12 protein-coding genes and 7 pseudogenes are annotated in these 25,624 nt (G+C 39.3%); 2 read left to right on the forward strand and 17 right to left on the reverse strand.

The window, feature by feature from the left end:
- The gene (locus NYZ99_RS16760; RefSeq protein WP_420845140.1) at window positions 1-1,725 is read right to left on the reverse strand and encodes a DUF885 domain-containing protein; all 1,725 of its coding nucleotides are present in this window, start codon (window positions 1,723-1,725) and stop codon (window positions 1-3) included.
- Window positions 1,726-1,736: 11 nt separating this feature from the next.
- Entirely contained in the window at window positions 1,737-2,666 is a 930-nt protein-coding gene (locus NYZ99_RS16765; protein ID WP_260572396.1) for a dihydrodipicolinate synthase family protein, read from the reverse strand.
- 140 nt (window positions 2,667-2,806) lie between these two features.
- Between NYZ99_RS16765 and NYZ99_RS16770 the strand changes: the two genes are divergently transcribed.
- Window positions 2,807-3,652 carry a helix-turn-helix transcriptional regulator gene (locus NYZ99_RS16770; RefSeq protein ID WP_260572397.1) on the forward strand — a complete coding sequence of 282 codons (846 nt, stop codon included), beginning with the start codon at window positions 2,807-2,809 and terminating at the stop codon, window positions 3,650-3,652.
- A 91-nt stretch (window positions 3,653-3,743) separates the two neighbouring features.
- Window positions 3,744-4,424 (forward strand): head GIN domain-containing protein, encoded by a 681-nt coding sequence (locus NYZ99_RS16775; RefSeq protein WP_260572398.1) that lies wholly within the window; start codon window positions 3,744-3,746, stop codon window positions 4,422-4,424.
- Here the strand turns inward: NYZ99_RS16775 and NYZ99_RS16780 are convergent, their stop codons facing one another.
- The 15 genes and pseudogenes from NYZ99_RS16780 to NYZ99_RS16850 all read right to left on the reverse strand — a co-directional run bounded on the left by NYZ99_RS16780 (window position 4,425) and on the right by NYZ99_RS16850 (window position 25,616).
- Window positions 4,425-4,607, reverse strand: a complete 183-nt coding sequence (locus NYZ99_RS16780) for a CPXCG motif-containing cysteine-rich protein (protein WP_260572399.1) — start codon at window positions 4,605-4,607, stop codon at window positions 4,425-4,427. It abuts the gene before it with no gap.
- A gap of 12 nt (window positions 4,608-4,619) precedes the next feature.
- A complete protein-coding gene (locus NYZ99_RS16785) occupies window positions 4,620-5,291 on the reverse strand; it encodes a hypothetical protein (RefSeq protein ID WP_260572400.1) in 672 nt (223 codons plus the stop codon).
- 32 nt (window positions 5,292-5,323) lie between these two features.
- Window positions 5,324-6,640, reverse strand: coding sequence for a TolC family protein (locus NYZ99_RS16790; RefSeq protein WP_260572401.1), 1,317 nt, complete (start codon window positions 6,638-6,640; stop codon window positions 5,324-5,326).
- Entirely contained in the window at window positions 6,640-9,915 is a 3,276-nt protein-coding gene (locus NYZ99_RS16795; protein WP_260572402.1) for an efflux RND transporter permease subunit, read from the reverse strand. Before NYZ99_RS16795 ends, NYZ99_RS16790 begins: the two co-directional genes overlap by 1 nt.
- Window positions 9,915-11,045: pseudogene (locus NYZ99_RS16800) on the reverse strand (efflux RND transporter periplasmic adaptor subunit). Before NYZ99_RS16800 ends, NYZ99_RS16795 begins: the two are co-directional and overlap by 1 nt.
- 428 nt (window positions 11,046-11,473) lie before the next feature.
- Window positions 11,474-12,277 carry a hypothetical protein gene (locus NYZ99_RS16805; RefSeq protein WP_260572403.1) on the reverse strand — a complete coding sequence of 268 codons (804 nt, stop codon included), beginning with the start codon at window positions 12,275-12,277 and terminating at the stop codon, window positions 11,474-11,476.
- 227 nt (window positions 12,278-12,504) lie between these two features.
- Window positions 12,505-14,414 (reverse strand): annotated as a pseudogene (locus tag NYZ99_RS16810) (ABC-F family ATP-binding cassette domain-containing protein).
- A 165-nt stretch (window positions 14,415-14,579) separates the two neighbouring features.
- A complete protein-coding gene (locus NYZ99_RS16815; protein WP_260572404.1) occupies window positions 14,580-15,626 on the reverse strand; it encodes an NAD(P)/FAD-dependent oxidoreductase in 1,047 nt (348 codons plus the stop codon).
- Window positions 15,627-15,703: 77 nt separating this feature from the next.
- Window positions 15,704-16,592: pseudogene (gene porN, locus NYZ99_RS16820) on the reverse strand (type IX secretion system ring subunit PorN/GldN).
- Between the two features lie 66 nt (window positions 16,593-16,658).
- A pseudogene (porM, locus tag NYZ99_RS16825) lies at window positions 16,659-18,217 on the reverse strand (type IX secretion system motor protein PorM/GldM).
- A 58-nt stretch (window positions 18,218-18,275) separates the two neighbouring features.
- A pseudogene (gene porL / locus NYZ99_RS16830) lies at window positions 18,276-18,925 on the reverse strand (type IX secretion system motor protein PorL/GldL).
- Window positions 18,926-19,004: 79 nt separating this feature from the next.
- Window positions 19,005-20,371 (reverse strand): annotated as a pseudogene (gene porK, locus NYZ99_RS16835) (T9SS ring complex lipoprotein PorK/GldK).
- Window positions 20,372-20,491: 120 nt separating this feature from the next.
- Entirely contained in the window at window positions 20,492-21,649 is a 1,158-nt protein-coding gene (locus tag NYZ99_RS16840; protein ID WP_260572405.1) for a formimidoylglutamase, read from the reverse strand.
- A 67-nt stretch (window positions 21,650-21,716) separates the two neighbouring features.
- Window positions 21,717-24,205 (reverse strand): annotated as a pseudogene (gene topA / locus NYZ99_RS16845) (type I DNA topoisomerase).
- Between the two features lie 172 nt (window positions 24,206-24,377).
- Window positions 24,378-25,616 (reverse strand): LVIVD repeat-containing protein, encoded by a 1,239-nt coding sequence (locus tag NYZ99_RS16850; protein WP_260572406.1) that lies wholly within the window; start codon window positions 25,614-25,616, stop codon window positions 24,378-24,380.
- Window positions 25,617-25,624 lie beyond the last annotated feature (8 nt).

Consider the following 25,624-nt stretch of genomic DNA (forward strand, 5'->3'; position numbering starts at 1 on the left):
TCAATTCCTTTTACTACTAATGTATTTATTCACTCTTCTTTCCAAAATGGGCAATGTCACCGTACCCTGACCTAATATTACCTCGTGAAACTCACGAATGTTAAAGTCGGGATCAAGTTCAGTCTCCGCCTTGGTTCTCAACTCCCGTATCTTTAGCTCACCCATCTTATAGGATAAGGCCTGTCCAGGCCATGCAATATATCGATCCGTTTCCGTATTGATTTCATGGAGCGAAAGCGCGGTATTGTCCTTCATAAAATCCAATACCTGTTGCTTTGTCCATCCTTTGGCATGAATGCCCGTATCCACCACCAAACGGGCTGCACGCCACATTTCATAGGTAAGCTTTCCAAATTTTTCATAAGGTGTTTTGTACATGCCCATTTCATTGCCCAAAAACTCAGCATACAAGGCCCATCCTTCCCCAAATGCGGAGAGATACATATTCCTTCTAAATTGGGGTATACTATCAGACATTTCTTGGTTAAGACTCCCTTGCAAATGATGTCCCGGAACTGCCTCGTGAAGGGTCAAGGATGGCAGCACGTATAAAGGCCTACTGTCCAATTTATAGGTATTCACCAAATAATATCCGGGTTCGGTGGGACTCCGAGAACCGGAATATCGCCCACCGGTATATTTTGGTGCCAAGGCATCGGGTACTTTTTTGACACCATATGGTTTTCCGGGCAAGGTGGAAAAGTAGGCCGGTAACTGCGCATCGATTTGCTTTGCAATGTTTCGGGCCTCTTTTAATAACTCCTCTCCATCGGTCACATAAAACTGGGGGTCGGTGCGGAGAAACTCCAAAAAGTCGGCAAAACTTCCCTTGAAACGGACGGACTTGATAATCTCTTCCATTTCAGACCGTATCCTAGCAACCTCCTTGAGTCCAATTTGGTGAACATCCTCGGCCGTATAGGTATTAGTTGTGGTGTAATAGTTTACCCTATTCTGATAGAGTTCGTCTCCCCCAGGAGTATCGGAAATCCCAAATGAATTTCGAGTACCTGGCAGGTATTCCGATTCAAAAAAGTCCTTTATTTTTTTGAAGGTTGGAACGACCGATGCTTCTATGGCGACTTTGGCAGCACTAAGTACGGAATCTTTTTGCACTTGTGTAAGCGATGAAGGCAAGTCCAAAAAGGGACCGTAAAATGCATTGTCCACAACCTTTTCAGTGATATGCTGATTATAGGTAGATTCATACCCCTCAAAAATCACCTTGGGTTGCGAAACTTTTTTTTCTAGAGCCATTCGTAATATTTGGAAATGCTCCTCTGCAAAACGTGGCATATCATTTAAAACATTTAAATAGTTCTTAGCGCTTTCATAATTGCGAAGGGGTCTTATTCGGTAATTTAGGCTCAGGTGAAAACCTTGATCCGCTTGGATTGGGTTAAGATACAGTCCGAAATTATACTCGTCCACCCTATTTTGGATAGTGAATTGTAATAATTCCAAGGAAATCTTTTCCGTTTCGGAAAGATTTTTAGTTTCAACCGATTCCAGTTTCTTCAACTGTTTAGCAGCGAAATCCGCATCCTTCTTGTAAACTTCGGGAAGGTATCGGCCTAAGGGAAATTCATTTCGATCGTACAATTGAAACGACTCCACTTCCTCGATAATTTTTTCCAAAGCTTCCTTTTGGGCATGCATGGGACTTGCATATAAAAGTATCCCAAAAACTAAGATCAAAATTCGCTTATCGATTCGTATTACCATCGTCTTTATATTTACGCCATTGCTTCTTCCAAGTGCAAATAATCCGGCAATTGGGGTCTGTTCGCCATCCCGATTTCGATAATTTTCAGTACTCTTTCGCGCTCCGCGCCTTGTAAAGGAAGTCTTGGCGCCCTAACATTTTCGGTACCGATGCCGGTTGCAACCTCGGCCAATTTAATGTTTTGCACCAATTGTGGATTAATGTCCAATTCCAATAGTGGCAGAAACCACCTATAGATTTCCAAGGCCTCTTTGATCCTTCCGGCCTTCGCCAGTTTATATATGGCAACCGTTTCAGCAGGGAAGGCGCATACCGGACCTGCGACCCAGCCTTCCGCTCCCATCAGCAAGCTTTCAAGACCTAAGGTATCTACACCGGTCAGCACTTTAAGTCGGTCTCCAAATCGATTCTTTATACGGGTGACGTTGGAAATGTCCCGGGTACTTTCTTTAACAGCTGTTATATTTTTTTCCTCCAACAAGGTTTCGAACATATCCAAAGTGACCATAATTCCATAATCAATCGGATTATTATAAATCATTATGGGCAAATCCGTGCTTCTTGCCACCTCCTGAAAATAGGTTACCGTCTCAAAATCATTGGCCTTATATCGCATTGGGGGCAACATCATAAGACCCATTGCACCGTTCTTCTCGGCAGCCTTTACGGCATCCTTGGCTCCTTGGGTAGTCTGTTCCGCAATGTTCAAAATAACCGGAACTTTTCCATTCACGATTTCAACAGTCTTTTTCAACAAGGTCTCCTTTTCAGAACCTGTCAGTGTACTTGCCTCACCTAAGGTACCTCCCAATATTATTCCATTGACTCCTGCAGCCACTTGTGCCTCAATATTGACCTGAAACATTTTCAAATCTAAAGATCCGTCATTTGTAAATTTTGTTGTAACCGCGGGCATAACCCCGCTCCATGAAAGTGCCATATCTAGATAATTTTGTTTGCTTAAAATTACGTAGCAATAACATGAAGCCCTAATTGGATTTTATCCTATTTAAATACTATATTACCCTTATTGTTGGTTGAAGTTTCCATTTTGTGAATAATTTGAACTAATTTAATAGTATGAAGGTATTACCGTTTATTATTCCCAAATCTCCGTCCGAAAATTTGGTGTTTCAAATCGACGAGGAAATACGATTTTATGATAAGCTTCACCAACATGAGGAAATACAGATAAGCTATATAGAACGGGGTGCAGGTAAACTTGTATTAATGGATGGTATCCACCAGTATCATTCCCACGACCTATTTGTTATCGGGAGTAATCTACCTCATCTGTTCAAAAGCGAGGACATTGGTCACATCAATTCCAAAATGTACACCTTGTTTTTCACAAAGGAATCCTTTGGTGAAAATTTCTTCCATTTATTGGAATTAAAACCAGTAAGCGGATTCTTTGATAAGGCTCAAAACGGATTTAAAGTCCTAGAAAATCAGGACCAACTTGGGTTTTATATTAAGGACATGGAAAATAGCAATAGGTTCGAACGCTTTTTAGGTTTGTTGAATCTACTTAACAAGTTATGTGAAATTCCTTCTGAAAACCTCTCTGTTCTAGCTCCCAATAAGGTTCGCAGTTTGGACGAGGGTGAAAGACTACAACGTATCTTTGACTTGGTCATTAAAAATTTTCAGAGGCCTATACCCTTGGAGGAAGTGGCTTCTTTAAGCTACATGACCAAGAACTCTTTTTGTAGGTTCTTTAAAAAACATACCAACAAAAGTTTTATGGATTTCCTGATCGAATACAGGATAGCACATGCCTGCCAACAGCTATTGCAATCGAATACCATTTCCGTAGCGGAAGTTGCAGAGGCATGTGGTTTTCATTCACAATCAAACTTCAACAAGAAATTCAAGGCAATAAAGGGAGTCTCCCCCACTGCCTTTAAAAAGAGCATGGAGTAGATATTTCCATTAGTCGACATTATTACTATAAATTTTGCGTAAATTATAGTAATTTCCCCCTCGTTAACAATCACTTAAAGAATACATTGGCATGAAAATTTGGTATACCTCAGCTTCACTTTTATTATTTGGATTTTTAAGTTTTGGACAAAAGGCCAATACCAAAACCTTTGAAAAATTTACGGAACTTAAAGTCTATGACCGCATTGTAGTTTCTTTGGTAAAGAGCAATGAAAACAAATTGGTCATCACTGGAGATGACCGTGACGAAGTGGAAATTTCCAATAAAAATGGACTTCTAAAGATTAAAATGGAGTTTGGCAATTTTATGGATGGTGACGAGGCCAAAGGAACACTCTATTACACGGAAGATCTAACGCTTTTGGATGTGAACGAAAATGCAAAAATTGTTTCTGAAGAAACCTTTAAGGGCGATAAAGTAGAAATAAAAGGTCAAGAAGGAGGCGTCATAGATCTAAAAGTTGCCTTGGAAGATGTATATGTCCGTTCCGTATCCGGTAGCGAGATAACATTGACCGGAACCAGTAAAAAACAAGATATATCGGTCAACACTGGTGGAAAAGCCTATTGCAAGGATTTAAGCACTAATGAAACAACCGTCACAGTAATGGCCGGTGGGAGGGCAGACGTTAAGGCATCCGATGAAGTAATTGCCAAAGTAAAGGCTGGCGGATCCATCTATATCTACGGAAATCCCAAAAATATTAAAAAGGACAAAGTGTTTGGAGGTAAGATTGAAGAAATGGATTAGTTATTGACCAATTTCCCTAGCTTCGAAACCAACCAACTCACTATTTTGAAATTCCGGGGTTACTTCAATGGGATTACAACATACCTCGCAATCCTCTATATACGTTTGGCGAACAATCGAAGGATCCATGAGCATTGACACCTCTTCCCAGCAATAAGGACATTGAAAAAAGTGTTCGTACATGATGCTGCAAGATTAATTTCCCTTGAGTCTTTTTGTCAACTCCTCCAAGGTCATTCTCTGCACTAAGTTTTCAGCATTAGAAGTGAATATAACCTCATTACCTAGTTTCAGCTCCAATTCATCCTCTTCCCTGTCCAAGAACAAGTCCGAAGCCTTGGCCTTAATCTCCTCCAATTTAATGTCAAAGCGTTTTTTTAAAGTAATATCCTCACCAGTTCGGGCCAATTCAAAACCCGTATAGTCAAATAAACGTTTTAATCCACTAAAAAAACGGATTCCCACGAAAATTAAACCCGCCATGGCAAATTTTACGGCAAGGGTAAATACATCTACTTCATCTCCATTAATAAATGTCATTACCAAGTTTACCACCCCATTTACGCCCACAAAGAATATAACCAAACCTAAAATAAAGGCGAATACATCCGTTAAAGTGGCATTCATGGTTCTAGTAATCAAAAACTTATTATCCGTGGTCTCCGCCTTGAAACCAAAATCCTTCAAATATTCAAAGTTTTTGATGCGGGATATTTTATCCTTGATAGCGGCATCCAATTCTGAAGTATCGGCAATGATACCTCTCTCCTTAATCTCCTCCTTTAAAATAAGTTGGGACTCAAATGTTAATTGAGAATTTTGATCCAACACCTCCAAAAGTTCCTTGTCCGTTTTATCCTTGTACATGGTACTATACTTTATAAATTGGCCTGTGCCTGTTATAATTCAACATTCATTAATTGCCCTGTTAGCTGAAGTAATTGTAGTTCCGCTAACTTGGCATCGTACTTTGCTAAATTCTTGTTGGTTTGGGCATTTAATAAATTGATTTGTGCTTGCCGCAATTCAACCGACGCAATTTGCCCTAATTTATACTGCTCATTGGATCGTTCAAAATTATTTTTAGCCGTAACAACATTCTGTTCTTGCAACTTTAATATTTCCAATCTGTTTCCATAGGTTTCCCTTGCGTTTTCAATATCACGACGTACCTCTAGCCTAGTTTGTTCCTGGGTAATTTCTTGATTATCCAACAACAATCGAGCATTTTTGATTTGGGTAATATTGCCTCCTCCATTAAACAAGTTCCAAGTCAAGTTAACACCTGCTGAAATACCTGTAGATACGCTGGAAGCCAAGAAGTTAGTCGCTGGAAAGTTACCTTCATTCCAACCATAGGATCCTGTCAGCCCGATAGTAGGTAAAAAAACAGACGTACTCGATTTAAGTGTGAGATCATTGATTCTAATGTTCCTTTCCATTTGTTGGATACGAACATTGTTTTCAATCCCTCTATTTAAAAACTCTTCCAACCTAATAGGGTCTGTAAACGAAACAACGGTATCTACTTCAAAAGAGGTAACAAGTTCTCGATTCAAAAGTAAGTTTAAGTCCCGTTTTGTATTTCTGAGTGATTGCCTTTCATTCATAAGATTTATACTATCGTTAACCAAGTCCACTTCAGCATTCAAAACGTCCAATTTATTGGTTCTCCCAAATTCAAAACTATATTCGGCACGCTGCAGACGATTTTTAGTATTTGAAAAAGTTTCTTCTAGCACGTTTATATTCTCCGTTAATCTTGCTACCTCGAAATAGACCGTGAACATTTGAATCATAGTGGTCTCAATAGTTTCCCTCGCCTGTAATTCACTAAGATTGTACTCTTCCTTAAGTCTTTTGAAATCATAAAATCTACCAAGACCATCAAATAGAGTGTAGTTGAGCCCTAGTGAGGCATTGTAACGTGTAGACTCGGCACCATCAATAGCTCTAACAGAACCATCCTGAAAAGTAGCTTCTTGATTATTCTTGTCATAAGACCCTCCAGCAGTTCCTGTAAGCGTAGGGAGATAACCCGAGTTTAGGATACTCTTATTGTTTTCTGCAATCTCCATATTATTGGTTGCTATGATGATTCCAAAATTATTTTCCAAAGCTTTAGCAATCGCTTCTTCTTTGGATAGTAAATTTTCTTGTGCAACAGCTAAAAAGGAAGACAGTACTAAGAAAATTGTTAAGCTGAATTTTGTCATTATAAGGTTTCTTCTAATTCTTTATGATGTGGTTTTTCCTCCAGTATATTTCCATTATGGTCATGATTACCCAGTCCCTCAAGATGTTCCTTTTCCCTTTGCTCGAGGATAGCTCTTTCTACCTCTTCCTTGGTAATCTTATGTCCGGATGACAACATTCTATTTTTAGATTTTAGATTATTACCAAAGGACAAAAATAATGGTAACATTAGAAGTGTAAGTATTGTTGCTATGGCAATACCGTAGGCAATTGAAATAGCCATAGGCTTCAAAAACTGGGCTTGCCTACTTGCTTCTGCCATTAACGGGGCCAAACCAGCAATGGTGGTTACGGAAGTTAGAAAAATAGCCCTAAATCTAGACCTACCTGCCTCATAAATGGCCGCATCAAAGGTCATTCCCTCACGTAGGTTGCCATTGAATTTTCCAATAAGCACGAGTCCATCATTAACCATAATTCCTATCAACGCAATAATACCCAAGACAGAAAGAACGTTAATGGGGAAATCATGAATCCAATGCCCCCATGCGACAGCGGTAAAGCTAAAGGGAACCAATAATAATAGCATTAAGGGTTGACTGAAACTCCTAAAGGTAAAGGCAATCGTGATATAAATGAGCAGTAATACTGATAAGCCCACAACTTTTAGAGAGCCCGTTAGTTTGCCCAATTCCCTATTTTGTCCTTCATATGAGGCCGCTACTGTGGGATATTTGGACGTAATTTCAGGCATGATAACATTTTGGATTTCGGCCATGACTTCTGTTGGACTATCCTTGATATCCTTCATATCGGCAGAAACCTGAATTTCCCTTCTACCCTCCAACCTATTTATGGCTACGTCCCCTCTCTCGATAGAGTACTCAGCAATTTCATTTAAAGGCACACGATCTCCTGTTGGCGTAACAATTCGCATTTCATCCAAGTTGGTAATAGACGACCTATCTTCTCTATCATATCTTACCCATACCCTAATCTCATCTTGTGACCTTTGAAAACGCTGCGCCTGCACTCCAAAGAATCCAGCCCTGACTTGGTTCATGACCGTTCTCAAATCCAATCCCAATAAATAGGCATTTTCCTTTAATTGTAACCTGATTTCCTTTATACCGGCCGGATCATTATCAGAAATATCCTTTAGTCGGGTATTGTTCTGTAATATGCCTTTCAATTCATTTTTGGCCGCCTTGAGTTCCTCAATATTGTTCCCCAATAAAGAAACAGAAACCGGGGAACCACCAAAATTCCCCCCTGAACCATAAATCAGGCTTTCTACACCAATAACAGGCCCCACCAATTCTTCAATTCTTCGGGTTACAATGTCTGCCACCACCTCATCTGGACGTTCCTCACCTGGTAAAAGGTTTATATTCAACTGAGCCGTTGACGATCCTGGATCAATTCTTCGAATCATATTTTCGAACATCATTTTGTCCGAATTCGGCAAGTATTTATCCGTTAGTTCCTGATTTACTATTTCTGCCTTTTCTTCAATAAGGCTGATAATGGAATCCGTAATCTTTTCATTGGTACCGTTCGGCATTTGCAATTCTATATTCACCCTATCACTTGCGATTCTCGGAAAGAAAGCGGTTCTGATGATACCACCTCCAAGAGCACCGAATGTCAAAACCAATGCCATGGCAAAAAAGCTAAATGTGAGCATTTTATATTTCATGGCAAATCGTAAAGATGGGCTGTACAATTTGTCCCTCATCCACATCATCAATCGATCTCCAAAATCATTGATAACCCTAAGTTTTGCAAAAGCACTGGCCATGCCTTTTTTTGGCTTATTGTCCAAAGGCTGTAACGCCTTTGAATGTGCCAAATGCGCTGGCAAAATAATTAAAGCTTCCACCAAAGAAACAACCAAAGTCAGTATAACTATTACCGAGACTTCCCCAAAAAATTCACCTATTCTACTATCTAAAAATAAAAAGATGGAGAAGGCTAAAATGGTCGTTATAATAGCCGAAATAATAGGAGGCAATACTTCCATGGTGCCATCCACAGCGGCCTGTACGGGCGATTTCCCCTTTTCATAATGCTGATAAATGTTTTCGGCAATAACGATACCATCATCCACCAAAATACCGATAACGATAATCATACCGAACAGGGACAATACATTTATGGTCACATCAAAAAATCCTGCGAACACGAACATTCCCAAAAATGCCACTGGCAAACCAAAAGCTACCCGGAAAGCAAGTCTTGTGTTGAGGAAGAGCGACAGGAATATCAATACCAATATCATCCCCATGATGGCATTCTCTGTCAACAACTGTGTCCTTTGAACTAATGTTTCAGACTGATCTGAAACAATGTCCAACTTTACATTGCTGTATTTTTGATTAAATTCCTCTACGTAAGCCTTTACATCGTTTGCGGATTGGATAAGGTCTTCCGTATTGGTACTCGTAATAGAAGTATTTACTGATAAATTCCCGTCAAAATAAGTCGCGTTAGGGTTTTCGGCAAACCTATCCCTTATATCCGCTACATCCTTCAAACGCACTGTACTACCCGAAGGATCTGCGCGTACAATCAAATTGGAAAGTTCATCGCCGTAATAAGACCTGTTGTTTGCCCTAATCAAATACTCCTCGGCATCTGTCTTAATATTCCCCCCAGTAACTAAAATGTTGGCGTTTCCAACGGCTGTAGCAACCTCCTGAAAGGAGATTCCATAGGCTAAAAGACTATTTTCATTTACGGCAATCTCTATTTCCTCCGCTGGAAATCCGGAAATTTCAATTTGGGAAATACCTGGAATGGCTCGCAGATCATTCTCAATCTGCCTACCTACATTTTTTAAAGTAGCTAAAGGAATATTTTCGCCGCTTATGGCAAAGGAAATTGTTTGACGCACCGCTTCCAATTTGGAAACCACAAGTGGTTCCATGCCTGTAGGAAAAGTCGGAACCCTGTCAACGGCATTTTTCACCTCAAGCAACATGAAGTCTATATCCCTACCCTTTTCTATTTCAATATTAATACTCCCACTGTTCTCCCTTGAGGTAGAGGTCACACGATCAACACCCTCCAATCCCTTTAAATTATCCTCTATCTTAAGTACAATACCTTCCTCAACCTCTTGTGGTGAGGCACCAGGATAGGTAATGGTTACGGATATATTTTTAGAATCGGTTAACGGAAAGAAGGAGGATTTAAGTGATTTTGCCCCTACTATTCCGAAAAGGGCGAAGGAAATCACTACCACATTGACCGCAACATGGTACCTAATAAAATATTCAATAATTTTTCGCATTATCCTTTGGAATTATCTGATTGGTCTTCGTATATCTTTACGGTCATACCCGTATATGCCCCAATCAATGGTTTGGACATAATTGTCATTCCATCAGGAACATCCTTCAACACCACACTTTTTTCTGAAAAATAAACAGGCTGAACATCGATAAGGTCCAAAACGGAATCCCTTACCACAAATATTTTATCGCCCTCCAACAATAAGCTTCTGTCTATTTCTATAGCGTTCTCCTCTTTTTTGGCGTCCAAGTTAGCTTCAAGGTACATGCCTTCCCTTAACTTGTCGTTGTCCACTTCAATGTAGGCTTTGATAGTCTGTGAGGCTTGATCTACCCTCCCATTTATCCTTGTAACTTTTCCTGTATACGTGTCATCACCATCCAAACTGGATAATCCAACAGATTCCCCTACTTTTAACAAATCCGTAAAGGACTTACTAACGGAAACCTCCAATTCATAAACACCCGGATTAATGAATTCACCCAATTTCTGACCGGCCCTCACCAAAGTACCTTCCGTCACAAGTGCTTCTGTGAGCACCCCAGTGAAAGGAGCAACAATGCGATATTTTGAAAGTCGTTGTTCCGGATTCTTGACATTGTAATAGCTTGAAAGAATTCCTCTACCAGTAATAAAGAAACGCTCGCTTTCAGAGTTCATTTCCGGTAACTTGGGCGTACTTTTGGAAAGGTCAAAACCATTTAAGTAGTCCTGCCATTTAGGATAGAAGTCTCGGATAGTCCAACCTTAAATCGGCATAATAGAAGTCAACTCATTATAGAGGTTGCTCTTCGCAGATTGTACACTCGCCGCATATTCCTCTGCATCTATACTAATAATGGTCTCGCCCTGTCTATAGGCCTGTCCCTCCTTGAACAATTTATTTCCTCTTCTAAATACCCCTTGGACCTCAGCATAAAGTTCAACCCGTTGTTTAGCCCTAAGGTTTCCATTCGCCGTAACCACAATTGGAATGGTTTTGTTTTCAACTACCTCCGTAAAAACGGTCTTTACAACCTTTTGTGCCCTTGGCTTAAAGACTTTCTTATTGTCAATTATCATTTTGGCCAAGAAAAATGAGGCTAGTATTAATACGATACCTAGTCCGGTAAAGATGATTTTTCGCATTTTGGTTTTGGTTTTAACTATTGATTTTTAAAACGACTACAAATATAGTCCTGTATATCTCCAACACTTCTGTAATGTAAGTGAAACGTCCAAATTGAATTGTGAAACGACTTGAATCAAAATTTAACTTTTCGCTAAGGATCCAAGCAAAATCCAATTGGCTCTAAAACATCAATCTAAGCAGACTTTAAAATTTCAACTTAATAACTATCAATGGATTAGAGTGCAATCGAACACTTTCAAAGGGCGAAACTACAAAAAATCGCTTCCCGTCTATGATCAAGGAGAGGTTAAAAATTTCATAAAACTTTTGTGTAGGTAATGTGCAAACTGGTCGCAGAGTTGAATATTGGATAGTTCATAAAACAAAAAAGAGGTGCTACCAACACCTCTTTTTTCACCAAACTAACTAAAAGTGTAAACTACTCTTAATTTTCTATGTCTTCATATTTTGTATCGGCCATTCTAGTCCTATCAAGCTTGAGTTCCTTAAACTCGTATTTTTTGTCAAATCCATCGTAATCGAATACCAAATACTCTCTTGTTTTAAGTTTTTCTAGATTCTTAAAGGAAGAAAAATTGTTGTTCTGTATTTGAAAGATTTGAAGACTGGCCAATTGGTCGAATTCTTTCGGAATTTCACCATTAAGACTATTGTTCGCAAGGATCAATTCCTTCAATTTGGTCAAATGACCTATTTCACCGGGGATAGCCCCTTCCAAAGTATTTTCAAAAAGACCTAGAGTTTCCAACTGCGCCAATTGTCCAAGAGTATCCGGAATAGTACCATTTAATGAGTTACTGGAAAGATTTAAGACTTTTAGATTTCTTATTTCCCCAATGCTTTCAGGAATACTTCCGGACAAAAAATTATTGAAGGCAGTAAGTTCCTCTAAATTTGAAAGTCCCCCTATGTTATCCGGCAGAGTTCCCTTTAATCTGTTCATCTCCAACTTGAGGACTTTTAGGCTTGTTAAATGGGCCAAATCTTCCGGCAATTCCCCGGTAATTAAATTAAACGCCAAATTCAAAACCTTTAGATTTTCCAATTTAGACATCCCTATCGGTAGCGGCCCCATTAAGTTGTTTTGAAAAAGATTGATTTCTACAACTTTATCGTCGACAACCTTAACCCCATACCATTCAGAAACGGGTTTTTTCAAATCCCACTTTCTGATCCAATGTGCACCGTTCGTACTATTGTAGAGTCCAATCAATGCCTTTCTTTCCATTTTGGAAACTTTAGCCATGCCAAGGCTTGATATTAGCATAAACGCTGAAAGAACTATGTAGAGCTTTTTCATATACTAAGAAGATGGTTACCGTTTAGTGTATTAAGAATTATCTTACAAATTTCTTACAATAACGATGAACGAGCAAAAATTATCGTTTAAGGGAGCTTCTATGTTGTGAAAATGCCTGAAACTGTTGTGAAAGAGTAAATACTGTATGTCTGTTTTTATCTGATACTCTCAATTTCCAAGGTAAGGGCTTCCCATTTTTCCATATGCTTTTCCAATCGTGCCTTTTTAGATTGATACTCATCAAAAAAGTTTGGCTTGGCAATCGTGGCATCATAATTCATTAATAAATCATGATCTATTTTTTTTATTTCCCTTTCTAGTGTGGATATCTTGCTTTCTATTCCGCTAAGCTGGTTCTTTAGACTCTTTAGTTGCTTTTGGTCCTCAAAAGTGGTATTCTTCTTTTCAACAGGTTTCTCCTCCTTTTTCTCTTCCCTCTTTTCTATACTTCTAAAATCATTGACTTTGCGCTGTTCCGAGATAAAAATCAATGTCCCCTAAATATTCCTTTATTTTTCTGTCCTTGAATTCATAGACTTTATTCGTTAGACCTTGAAGAAAGTCCCTATCATGGGAAACTAGGATAAGTGTTCCCTCAAAGTTCAAACATGCTTGCTTAAGTACATTTTTGGATTTTATGTCCAAATGGTTGGTAGGCTCATCCATCACCAAAACATTAAAGGGCTGCAAAAGCATTTTGGCCAAGGCCAAACGATTACGCTCGCCTCCGGATAACACTTTTACAAATTTTTCCACATCATCTCCCCTGAATAGGAATGACCCCAAAATATCCCGTACCTTACTTCGGTTAGATTCGTTGGCTGCGTCTATCATAGTATCCGGAATGGTCTTATCACCATCTAAATATTCCGCTTGGTTTTGGGCAAAATAGCCAATTTGAACATTATGCCCCAATTTTATATGGCCACCATGTTCCAATTCTCCAACGATGATTTTTGCCGAGTGGATTTCCCTTGCCCGTTCTGTCCTACAAAGGCTGTTTTACTATCACGCTCCACCAACAAATTGATATTATTCAAAACTTCCTTGTTCCCATAGGATTTAGAAAGGTTTTCCATTTCCACGACCACCTTTCCTGGGGTAACGGAAACTGGGAATCGAAGGCTCATAACACTGTTATCATCCTCGTCAACTTCAATCCGTTCAATCTTATCGAGCTTTTTAATTAGTGATTGAGCCATGGATGCTTTGGTGGATTTAGCCCTGAACTTTTCAATCAATCGCTCTGCTTGTTGAATCTCACGATCTTGGTTTTTTTGCGCACTTAACTGCTGTTGACGAATCTCGTCCCTTAATACTAGGTACTTAGAATAAGGTTTGTTGTAATCATAGATCCTACCCAATGATATCTCTATGGTTCTATTGGTCACGTTATCCAAAAACATTTTGTCATGAGAAACAATCATTATCGCTCCGGTATAATTGTTCAAAAATTGTTCGAACCAAATGATGGATTCGATATCCAAATGGTTGGTAGGCTCATCCAGCAGGAGTACATCATTACTTTGCAATAATAGTTTGGCCAATTCTATACGCATGCGCCAACCACCGGAAAAGGTTTCGGTCTTTTTATCAAAGTCTTCTCTTTTAAAGCCTAAACCCTGTAAAATTTTTTCGGTCTCACCTTGATAGTTATAACCGCCCAATATTTCATAGTGTGAGGTCACGTCGCTCAAATCAATTATGAGCTGATTATAGCCATCACTTTCATAATCCGTTCTTTCTGCTAATTGATGATTGATTTCATCCATCTTTGTCTCTAGAACTTTTATCTCTTCAAAGGCTTGATAAGCCTCTTCCAAAACGGTTCTACCCAATTCAAAATCTATATCCTGACGAAGAAAACCGATCTTAATGTCCTTCTCAATAGCAATAGTACCGAATCTATTGGCATATCCTTGGCCAACAACTTTAGCAATGTGGATTTTCCAGCACCATTCTTTCCAACAAGACCTACCCTGTTACCGGCGTTCAACCGAAAAGATATTTCCTCAAATAAATATTCCCCGCCAAATGAAACGGATAAATTATGAATGTTCAGCATTCTTTCTTTGTTTAATACCCTAAGAAATCAATGGATTTGTTTGCATCATTGATTCCCTTTTGGAATTTGCAAAGGTCAAAAAAAAGGATAATAACGCGATAGGATTTTAACAGAAGTTCCTATCCCTTGAAAACAGATTCATAAATGCAACTGCTAATGATTAATTTAGGCCAAATGCTGAAACCTATCAATGTTAACTTCATCGTTCATTAATGTCCCCTGCTCTATATTATAGAACAATTCCTTTGCCGCCCATGGTGCAATCATTACACCGTGGGAACCAAAGCCATTTAAAATATGAAGCCTTTTTTGGGTTGGATGGGTTCCTAGTAAAGGCCTTCTATCCTTTACCGTAGGTCTTACACCCGCAACGTGCCCTACCACTTGATATGGACAGTTGATCATCTTTTCCAATTTTTTAAGCAATTCCTGCTTAGTTTCCCCCGAAGGTATATTATCCTTATCTACGGAATTATAATTAGCTCCGACCAAATAAAGATTTGTCTCAATGGGTATGACAAAAATGGAGGCCTTGATTGCATTTTGCTCCCTTAATTCAGTAGATTTTATTACCAAATACTCCCCCTTTGAACCCTGTACCGGTAGATATTTAAAGAATGGATTTTTCTTTATTCCAAAGCCTTCGGCAAAAACAAGATTCTTAGCCCTGATTCCGTTGTACTCTATACATTCGCCCATTACATTTAAATGAGAATAATCAAAGGTGTCCGATAAGAATTTATCTCGCGAAAGTATCTTTTCTTGGTAATTGATCAGGAATGACTCCGTTCTTAATCTATACGCACCCATTAACTTTCCAAAATCAAATGGAGCTAATAGAGACTCGTTTGTATTGCGCACCAATTGCGGAGATAAAAATTGTTTCAGCACTTCCTTGTCGGAAGCTTCAAACCACATATTTTGTTCTTCTATAGAGCTGAACTTGCGTAATATGGGCTGATCCTCCACTAACTTGATTTTGAGTTGGCGCTCCAGATCCGGATAAAAATTTTGGGAAAGTGGCAGTAGTTCGTCGGCCTTCCAAGCAAGACTAAACCGTTTTAATATTACGGGATTAGATAGCCCAGCGGCCACTATGGAAGAAGTTTGGGATTGGTCACTTATCACAAAAAAACTCTTTTGATTTTGCCTTAGTGTTTCACAAAAGGCCGTTCCAGCCAAACCTAAACCCACAATAATATAATCCACCATTTGGCAAAAATAGAATAAACAAAAAAAGCTCCGATAGATTATCGGAGCTTATATTATTGAATTGGAATTTTTTTTGGCTAGTAAGCCCACATATCTTGTTCCCTGTCCCTAATCGCTTCTTTGATGCGTTTAGCTTCCAACAATTGGAATAGGGCATTATCCGCAATGTAATCATTTACTTCACGGTCTCCATGAACATTATCTTCCTTATAGATAACGGCATTGAACCTTCTTGCATTCAATAACATATCATAGGAGATTGGTTGGGCAGAATTTTGCTGATTAAATACCTTGGCCTCGTGCAAAATTTCGCGAGCATCAGGATACCATACCCGGAATAGTTCAACCATATCTCGGATTTTCATCATCGATGAAGTTTACGTCCGGAGCAACCGGAGCAATCCCCAACAAGCGATATTTTAACTCTCCTTGTCTTTTGTCAAAATACCACATTCCTTTTATATGGTACTCCTCAATTTCAGCGGCGGTTATATCTCTGCGGGTAATGTATTCTGCAGAAACCTGCTCGCCGGCATTCATTTGTTCGTAACCATAATCCAATGTGTCTACTGACTGCAGTGCACCAGAAAGATCATTATAGGTTCTTTTCTCAGTGAAGTAGGAATCTACATAAGCTTCCAGTTTCCCTTCCCTAAGATTTTTTATCAATACATGGTACAGGGACCTTCTGTCCTTTCCTATGTCCATAGTATCTGTTGGATAATATAATGGGAAGTTTACTCTTTCATCCAGGTCAATAGTTTCCCAAAGCGTCTTGGACCAAAGAATGTCCCTGTCATCCACATAACCATATTCTAAGGGAGCGTCATTGTCCACAGCTTTTTGCTGTTCCGTACGCACACCTATTTCTTCCGGTTTTTTGGCGTTCAGAATATTGGCTTGGGCCATCATGGAAGCTGGTAACAAAGTTACCGCACCCATTACTAAAACATTTTTCCAATTCATTATTTTAAAACTTTAAAATTAACCGGGCAACCAATTTTAAGGTTACCCGGTAGTATTCTACTTGTATTAATTAGTTATCTCTATTACTACTGGAGATACCTTTTTCAACTTGTAACTTTTATTGTTTGTGATATATGCTTCAATATCGAATATTTGTACAATATCACCTCTACCTGCACGTTTAAGGGCAGCTTTAGCTTTGGAATCCAACTTATTACCGTTAACACTAACCGTTGGTTGACCAGGAACTTTGAATTTAAATCCGCTAACAGCAAGATTCAAGTCAAAATCAAAATCATCCAGCATGGCTCCAATCGTAGCTATTTCTACATTGGCTCTTGGCAATTTAAGACTACCTGCTTGCTTGCTAATAGTACCTTCCGGTCTTGGTATATCCTTAATTCTAAACTCAGACCTAGAAGAAACCGTTTGTCCATCAGGCAATGTACCGAAGCGGATATAGTAACCGTTCTACCCGTACCAGGATTCATAACATAGTTGCTACCACCTATAGACTTAAGTCCAGGTGCGGATGCACTTACTTTGTTATTTGGAATACCAGGGATGGAGATAGACATTGGGTTCGCAACTCCACGATATACTACATTCATTTTATCAGCAGCAATCAAAGCAGCGTTGGGCTTGGAGATTGTAGCAAATGAGTTACTTACAGGCACCTCGATTTCCTCACCATCCTGCATAAAGTAAATATTTCCTTCTACTTTGTGATCACCGGCATTACCGGCACCGATCAACATTTTAACACCACCGGCTTCCAATTTATAATCAGAACCTTCAGATAGTTTTCTACCGTCCAAGGTCAATTCAGCTCTTACAGGAGTAGAAGTATTATCAGTTTTACTGATGATGATTTTACCATCATACTTTTCTCCAGCATAATATGCTGATTTAGAAGCAGAAAGTGAAGTAGCAAAATTCTTTAAAGAAACTTGACTTGTCAACTCTCCCTCCAACATAGACTTTAATGCAGCTTCCTCTGTAGCTTTTACGTCAGCTTGTAAAGAAGTTAACTTTGCCAAAGAAGCTACTAAAGGATATCCTTCATAGTGATAGTTGATCCAATCTTGCTTTGTACCATCTCTTTTTTCAACCTTTCCATTTTCATCACCTGTTTTAAAGCGATCGATAACGGATTGTTTTAGTGAAGAGGGAACGATAGTAGCAACCTGATCTCTATAGTCAGTAAGTCTTTTCATAAATTCTTGACCACCTTCTGATAGATTATCACCTTGAAAGAATTTCTGATCCAAATAATCTGAATTATCCATACGGGCATAATCCTTTGGATCTTCCAATCCTTCTGTCATACCATCCTTAAGAGACTCCAAATAATCAAAGTACTCTTGGGACATCGATTTAATTTTCCGGGCATTTTCGTACAGCTTTTCATATTTAGCTGCATCTTCCGATGCCTTAGTTTCTAGACTACCCAAGAACGCTTCGTTACTTGCTGTAGTCTTTTCGTTAGAAGTCTCTAGCTTTTCATTCATAATACCGAATGCCGCTAGCACCTCTTTACTCATATTTAACGCCAGCATTGCGATGAAGATCAAATACATAAGGTTGATCATCTTCTGACGTGGTGTTTGTTTTCCTCCTGCCATGGTTTTTTAATTAGATTTTAATTAATACTGATTTGGTTTGGTTTTATTAAAATCCAATTTAGTTTCTGTTCATTGCAGACAACATTCCACCATAAACACCATTCAAAGAAGAAAGGTTTGTAGATAGAGAGGCCATTTGCTCTTTAAGTGCGCTAGCATTTTGTACAACTTCCTCATTAACGGAAGCTTGTCTGCTTGCACTTTCCAATTGTACTTTATAAAGACTGTTCAAAGATTCCATTTGAGCGGCAGCTTGTACCATTTCCTCAGAATACTTCTTGGTAGATTCCATTGCATCAACTGTTGGAGCGATACCTTTAGCGGCACCTTCAAAGTTCCTGATACTAGAACCTAAGCTTTCCATAAGGTTGGCATCTACACCAGCTTCTTTTAACAAGTCATCCAATTTTTTGGACAAAGAAGTTTCTGCTTCCTTAACTTCAGCTAGTTCGTTTTTCCTTCCTTTGGATTCTCCACCAGCTAATTCGGGTATACCAAAGACCAATCCAATTCGTCGTCTACAGGTTCAAATGCACTAATAGCAAATATTAAGGCTTCTGTGATAAGACCGATAGCCAATAAAAGACCACCTGTTAAAGATCCGAACTCCCAGTGAAGAATTTTAAATAATGCACCTATAATTACGACCGATGCTCCAAGCCCGTAGGCCATGTTGAATAGTTTTTTTGTTGATTTTGACTGTGCCATGATTTAATTTTAATTTAAGGTTTAATACTAAAGATTTGGTTACTAATTTTAATTGATTTGATATGAATAGTTTACTTGTTTACTGTGTTGAATCTTCCTCGCCCATGTAATCCTGAACTGTTCTGAAGCCTATATAACTACGTGCAGAATCTGCATATTCGTAGTCCCTTGTACTTACTTGTAAGAAGTAGGCAACGTCTTTCCAGGAACCGCCTCGTATTACTTTTCTTGTATTAGATTGATCACCACCATTTGGGTTCATTGTAGATACATAATCGTAGGCGCTTGGATCATAACTAGAATTGATCCACTCTGCCACATTACCTGCCATGTTGTACAGGTTAAAATCATTGGGCTCATATGATTTTGCCTCTACGGTATATAAAGCCGCGTCAGCCGCATAATCACCTCTTTGTGGCTTAAAGTTCGCCATGAAACAACCAGTATCACTTATGACATATGGTGCACCCCATGGATATGTCCCACCTTCGATTCCACCCCGGGCAGCATATTCCCATTCTGCCTCTGTTGGTAACCTAAATTGGTTGACAAACTGTTTTCCACGACTTTTTTGGTCATCGTTCTTAAACTTGGTTCTCCAGTTACAAAAAGCTTTTGCTTGTTGCCAGGAAATACCTACTACAGGATAATCACTGTAGGCATCGTGCCGTAAATAATCATTGTGCATAGGCTCGTTGTAAGAGTACTCGAAATCCCTAATCCATACTGTCGTATCAGGATAAATTTCCAACTCTTCATGACGAATAAAGTCCTTTCTGCTACCCTTGCCTTTTTTGGCGGCACGTGCTGCAGCTTCAATATCCATCCAGCTATACTTGTACTTTAATTTTGTAACGTCTATACTTCTTTGACCGTTATATGATTCCTCCTCCGGAATATATAGGGAATCCATAACCTCGGCATAATACTCATCTGGATACTCTGAAGTGTCCCAAATAAGATCTTCATCTTTATTTAAAGCCCTTCCCTCATATCCTGTTTCTCCCATGCCGGAGTAATTGTCCAACATATACTTGTCATAAACAGATGCTCTTGTGGTATCCGCATCCTTAAAGGCATACTCACCGATTCCTCCATCTTCACGATTCAATACCAAGTTCGTCCGCCAAAATGGCCAATCGGGTTCTGGTGATTGAATCCTTTACCCATTCCACGAACTGACGATATTCACTGTTCGTAATTTCAGTATCGTCCATATAAAACGATCTTACCGTAACTGTTTTGGTTGGTGCGTTTAAAACTTTGGCTTGGTCTTCTTCACTTTTACCCATAATGAAAGAACCCCTTGGGATAAGTTCCATTCCATATGGTTTTTCTCGGATACCATTTTTTGCCCTGGACGCCGACTAGCTCTCCTTTACCCTTTGACCCACAACTCGTGAGCAAAAAAACAAACGCTATAGATGATAACAATAGCTTCTTCATACTTTAGGTTAAATTTCGATTATGGTTAAAATGCAAATACTATAATGTTATTCTAACTCTTAAAACTATGTTTTGAATAAATTATTGTATTAATAATTTTATGCGTTACTAATTTTTCAATTAATTAAAGCCCTTTTTATAGGCCTTAAACCACCTTTCGGGAATTTTTTGGTCACATGCGTCCAAATAATCCTGCTCTGTGCAAGGTAATAACGCTGGTGTACCTTCTTTAGTATGTGAAGTAAAAATTGATGGCACCTCTACCCACCATCTTTCGGTCAAAAGACTCTTGTAGAAAACCAGTTCCTCTTCTTCGTTGGGAACATTGTACTTGGTAAAGTCTTCCGTTTTATTATAAGGGGACTCTTTGATTCGGTAATTGATACCCTCAATAAAATACCATATTATCTGGGCCAATAGCTGTTGACATTGGATGTTGTTTTCCATTTCAAAAATGCCAAAGGCCATAACGCGCTCACTGATACCTGCATATCTTGCAATGGCACAAATCTCCCTACCGGTAAATCCGTTCGGGGAAAAATTTCCGGAAAATCCAATCTCACTGGCCTTTATGGCCCTAGAATCCAAGCTAACCATATGGGCATTTCTAAGTACCGGCTCCGCCAAGGAAAGATCATTGGCGATTTCACCTAGCCTATAGGAATCAAAAAAAAGCCGTTCCATAAGGTCTACCTCCTCTTGGGCATTAAAATAGCTCTGATAGCCAATATTGGAAAAGTTAAAAAGATTATTGGGTTTGTCAGTGATGATTTTGCTCATGTAAGAATGGGAAGATATGAGTTCGTCATCGATTCCAAAGTCGAAACGACTGTCTACGGCGACAAGATTGATCATGTCCTTTATTCCGTCAAAAGCGCGATATGCTGGATAAGTAATGTCCTGGGTAGCACCCAAAATGATTGGAATGATACCTTCCTCTAAAAGCCCCGCGGTAACTTCCTTCACTACAAAGTAGGTGTCGTCAACAGTTTCACCCTCTTCCAAATCACCAAGATCCACAATAGTAGTATCCCAGTTCCCCAACATCAATTTATACAATTGTAATCGGATGGCGGATACATCCAACGTTTCCAGTTTTTTCTCGTAGGCGTTTCCGGACTCTTTGACACCAAAGAGGGCGACCGTAGCATTTGCCAAAACAGGCAAACCGTCCTTTTCTGTATGTATATGGGTGTTTCTACCTATCGCCTGAGCAGGCAACAACTCACAATGTGCAAGTACTTTATCTGCTACGGGAACTAAAAAATCAAAAGCCATATGGATTTTGAGGTATTAATTTTGGTATTTCAGGAGGATTTCTCCATAACTCCCTTTCAAAATTATACTACTTTTTTGATTTAGGTTTCGCTTTTGTCTTTTTTTTAGGGGCCTTTTTTTCAATTAATTCGGAAGCTTCCTCCAAAGACATTTTAGAAACATCGACCGTTTTGGCCAATTCTACCTTTACCTTGCCCTTGATTATATTGTGTCGGCCCCATCTAGCCTTTTCAATTCGAATACCCTGATCTGGCCAGTTTTGAACCACCTTTTCCCGTTCCTTTTGCTTTTTGTCCTCAATAAGCTCTATAATATCTTCATTGGACAAGTTATCAAAGTCATACTTTTTATTGACATTGATAAACACACCGTTCCATTTAATATAAGGTCCAAAACGTCCTACACCTTTGGTGACATCTTCTCCTTCATAATTGGCAATAGGAGCATCGGCCTTTTGCTTCTCTTTGATAAGCTCAATGGCTCGTTCCATCTCAACTTCCATGGCACTTTCATCTTTTGGAAGGGAAATAAAGGTCTTACCAAAACGCACATAGGATTCAAACCTACCTACATTTGCCTCAACCTCCTCACCCTCATAAACTCCTAATTTTCTTGGAAGTTTAAAAAGATTCATGGCCTCTTCATAGGTAATCGTATTTAAGGACTGATCGGGTAAAAGACTGGCAAATAGTGGTTTTTCCTCTTCCTCGACCGTTCCAATTTGAACCATCGGCCCAAATCGACCCAAACGTACAGAAACCTGTCTACCTGTTTTGGGGTCTTTTCCCGAACCCTTTCACCACTTGCCCTATCGGCATTTTCTTCAACATCAAGGACATTGGGATGAAAATCCTTATAAAAGTTTTTCATCATTTTTTTCCAATCCTCCTCCCCGGTAGCAATTTCATCAAAATCCTCCTCTACCTGTGCCGTAAAGTTGTAATCCAGGATATTTCCAAAATTACTTACCAAAAAATCGGTTACAATAGTCCCAATGTCAGTAGGCACCATTTTACCCTTATCGGATCCCACGTTTTCAGTAAGATTCTTTTCCTTTATTTTATCGGCCTCCAAAACCAATTGGGAATATTTTCTTTCCGTACCCTCTATGGTTCCCTTTTCTACATAACCTCTATTTAGGATGGTAGAAATAGTTGGTGCATAGGTAGAAGGCCTTCCTATACCCAATTCCTCCAGTTTTTTAACCAAAGAAGCTTCCGTAAATCTATAGGGAGGTCTTGTAAACCTCTCCGTAGCCGTTATATAATTATTATATAGGACCTCTTCCACTTTCATAGAAGGCAACATTCCATCTTGTTCCTCTGCCAAATCCTCATCATCTACACCTTCAAGATATACCTTAAGAAAGCCATCAAATTTTATTACTTCCCCATTGGCAGTAAATTCCTCCGAATGTTTATCAGCTTGAATACGTACATTGGTACGTTCCAACTCTGCATCGCTCATTTGGGAGGCAACGGTTCTTTTCCAAATAAGGTCGTACAATTTAGCCTGATCACGCTCCAGGGAAGGCGATTGGTTTGACATATCGGTAGGTCTGATAGCCTCATGCGCTTCTTGGGCACCTTTTGATTTACCTGTAAAGTTTCTAACTTTACTATATTTCTCTCCGTAATTTTTTACAATTGCTTCCTTGGCGGAGTTTATAGCCTCACCGGAGAGATTGACACTATCCGTTCTCATATAGGTTATGAGTCCCGCTTCGTATAACCTTTGTGCCACTTGCATGGTTCTACCCACCGAAAAATATAGCTTTCTTGAAGCCTCTTGTTGCAATGTTGAAGTAGTAAAAGGGGCCGAAGGGGATTTCTTGGCTGGTTTCTTATCAAGTTTGGCGACGGAATACTCGGCTCCAATATTTTGTTTCAAGAAAGCATTCGCCTCTTCCTTAGAATCAAAGGCTTTTCCCAATTTTGCCTGGAAGACGCTACCCGATTCCGTCCGGAACTCTGCAGAAATTTTAAACGAAGCCTCTGCTGTAAAGGCCTCTATATCTCGCTCTCTTTCTACAATAAGTCTAACGGCGACCGATTGTACACGACCCGCGGACAAGCCCGGTTTTATCTTTTTCCAAAGTACAGGTGACAGCTCATACCCAACTAAACGATCCAATACCCTTCTAGCTTGTTGGGCATTCACCAAATTATAATTTATATCCCTCGGGTTTTCGATGGCCCTTTGTATGGCCGCCTTGGTAACCGAGTTAAAAACGATTCTTTTGGTTTTCTTTTTATCAAGTCCCAATTCTTCCGCCAAGTGCCATGATATCGCCTCTCCCTCACGGTCCTCATCACTCGCTAGCCAAATGGTTTCAGCCTTGTTCGCTAAATCCTTTAACTTCTTGACCAAGGCCTTTTTTTCTTTGTCCACAATATATTTTGGCGCAAAATCATTCTCCACATCCACTCCCAATTCCTTGGAGGGCAAATCCGCAATATGTCCAAAACTGGACTCTACCTTAAAATCTTTTCCTAAAAATTTTTCTATGGTCTTTGCTTTTGCCGGGGACTCAACTATAACTAGATTTTTGGCCATGCACTGTTTTTTATGAGCAACAAAAGTAGTCGATTTTTTTAATTTGCTTCTACATATAGCATTCACAAACAAAAAACACCCTTACTTCTAAAGGTGTTTTATTGTTTATTATAGTAAGAATAAATTCTATCTGAATATTCAATTCAGCTCAAATGTGCTTATTAATTTTATATCATTTTCCGAGATATTCATACTGTCTTAAGGTACCATTACCTATCATCAACAGACTATTTTGCAAGGGTATTACATCATAGGCCTCGATATTCCGGAAATGGTTCAAAGGAGTAATATTAGGAGCATTGCTTTTATCGAACACTTTCAAGCCATCGCTACCGTCGCAAATGAAGAGTTTGTCCCCTTTAATACCAAGTCCATTGGGCCCGAACATAGGATAAATGACCTTTAATTCAGGATTTTTTAAATCGGATATATCCACCACATAAAGACCGCTTTCAGTATTCCCACAAAAACCGCCACCTTGGAGGGTGATATAGGCGTAGCTGCCATCAACCACAACAGGGTCACAGGCTGTTCCATGTCTAAATTCCGAAATAAACTCCGGTTTGGCAGGATCCTTTATGTCATAAATATACATTCCCTGTCTTCCGCCAATAAATAATACTTCACCTTGGGCGAAAATAGTCTCAATATCCCAAGCTACGGATACATCGTCCATGGCTACTGGAGTTTCCAAATCTGAAATATCAAAAATATTAAGGTCGCTGTAATCGACCACATATAAATAATCCCCAACGATTCTGAATCGAGCCATGGAACCACCTTGGCCTACATTTTCCTGTGCCGTATTTATTGCGTTGTCAGTTGTAAAAAATTCACAGTTATCGCATCTATATTGCTCCTCATATTCGGATACCGGTCTCCGCTCCATATTTACTTCCCAACCAACCACTACATACCTATCATAATCAATATTCCCATAGTCATAGATATCGGCCTGAGGAAACTCAACATTTTGCACCCGGACATCATAGTTCTTGTAAATGGCGTTTACCATACGGCTCGTTAAGCTTATATTGTTAATGTCTGAAATATCAAAAATGACCAAATCACCGTAACTATCGGCAAATAGCTTGTCATCCTTTATGGAAATATCATTATTCCCCTCCAACTTAATAAAAGCTATATTTTTAGGGTTTACAGGATCATTATTGTCTATCACATGAAATCCGCTACCTACATCATTGATAAAGATAAAATCCTTATAGGCATAAATTTTTCCCGAAGACTGTATGGGAACCGGGTCAATAATATCAATGGCTTCAGCCTTAAAGGAAATGGCATCCTCGAGTATGGGCCGCGCAACCAAATAATCCCCATAAGGACCATCATCATCACAAGAAACGAATGGAAGCGCAACCAAAAACAACAACAGTATTATATTCTTTTTCATTTGTTTAG

Source organism: Maribacter litopenaei (genome assembly GCF_025244665.1).
In the GTDB taxonomy this organism is placed as follows: Bacteria; Bacteroidota; Bacteroidia; order Flavobacteriales; family Flavobacteriaceae; genus Maribacter; species Maribacter litopenaei.

Excerpts from the sequence above, each read along its gene's own strand:
- NYZ99_RS16785 (WP_260572400.1), bottom strand. The coding sequence starts at position 5,291 with ATGTACAAGGATAAAACGGACAAGGAACTTTTGGAGGTGTTGGATCAA.
- NYZ99_RS16795 (WP_260572402.1), bottom strand. The coding sequence starts at position 9,915 with ATGCGAAAAATTATTGAATATTTTATTAGGTACCATGTTGCGGTCAAT.
- NYZ99_RS16780 (WP_260572399.1), bottom strand. The coding sequence starts at position 4,607 with ATGTACGAACACTTTTTTCAATGTCCTTATTGCTGGGAAGAGGTGTCA.
- NYZ99_RS16805 (WP_260572403.1), bottom strand. The coding sequence starts at position 12,277 with ATGGAAAGAAAGGCATTGATTGGACTCTACAATAGTACGAACGGTGCA.
- NYZ99_RS16850 (WP_260572406.1), bottom strand. The coding sequence starts at position 25,616 with ATGAAAAAGAATATAATACTGTTGTTGTTTTTGGTTGCGCTTCCATTC.
- NYZ99_RS16760 (WP_420845140.1), bottom strand. The coding sequence starts at position 1,725 with ATGGTAATACGAATCGATAAGCGAATTTTGATCTTAGTTTTTGGGATA.
- NYZ99_RS16790 (WP_260572401.1), bottom strand. The coding sequence starts at position 6,640 with ATGACAAAATTCAGCTTAACAATTTTCTTAGTACTGTCTTCCTTTTTA.
- NYZ99_RS16770 (WP_260572397.1), top strand. The coding sequence starts at position 2,807 with ATGAAGGTATTACCGTTTATTATTCCCAAATCTCCGTCCGAAAATTTG.
- NYZ99_RS16765 (WP_260572396.1), bottom strand. The coding sequence starts at position 2,666 with ATGGCACTTTCATGGAGCGGGGTTATGCCCGCGGTTACAACAAAATTT.
- NYZ99_RS16775 (WP_260572398.1), top strand. The coding sequence starts at position 3,744 with ATGAAAATTTGGTATACCTCAGCTTCACTTTTATTATTTGGATTTTTA.
- NYZ99_RS16815 (WP_260572404.1), bottom strand. The coding sequence starts at position 15,626 with ATGGTGGATTATATTATTGTGGGTTTAGGTTTGGCTGGAACGGCCTTT.
- NYZ99_RS16840 (WP_260572405.1), bottom strand. The coding sequence starts at position 21,649 with ATGGCTTTTGATTTTTTAGTTCCCGTAGCAGATAAAGTACTTGCACAT.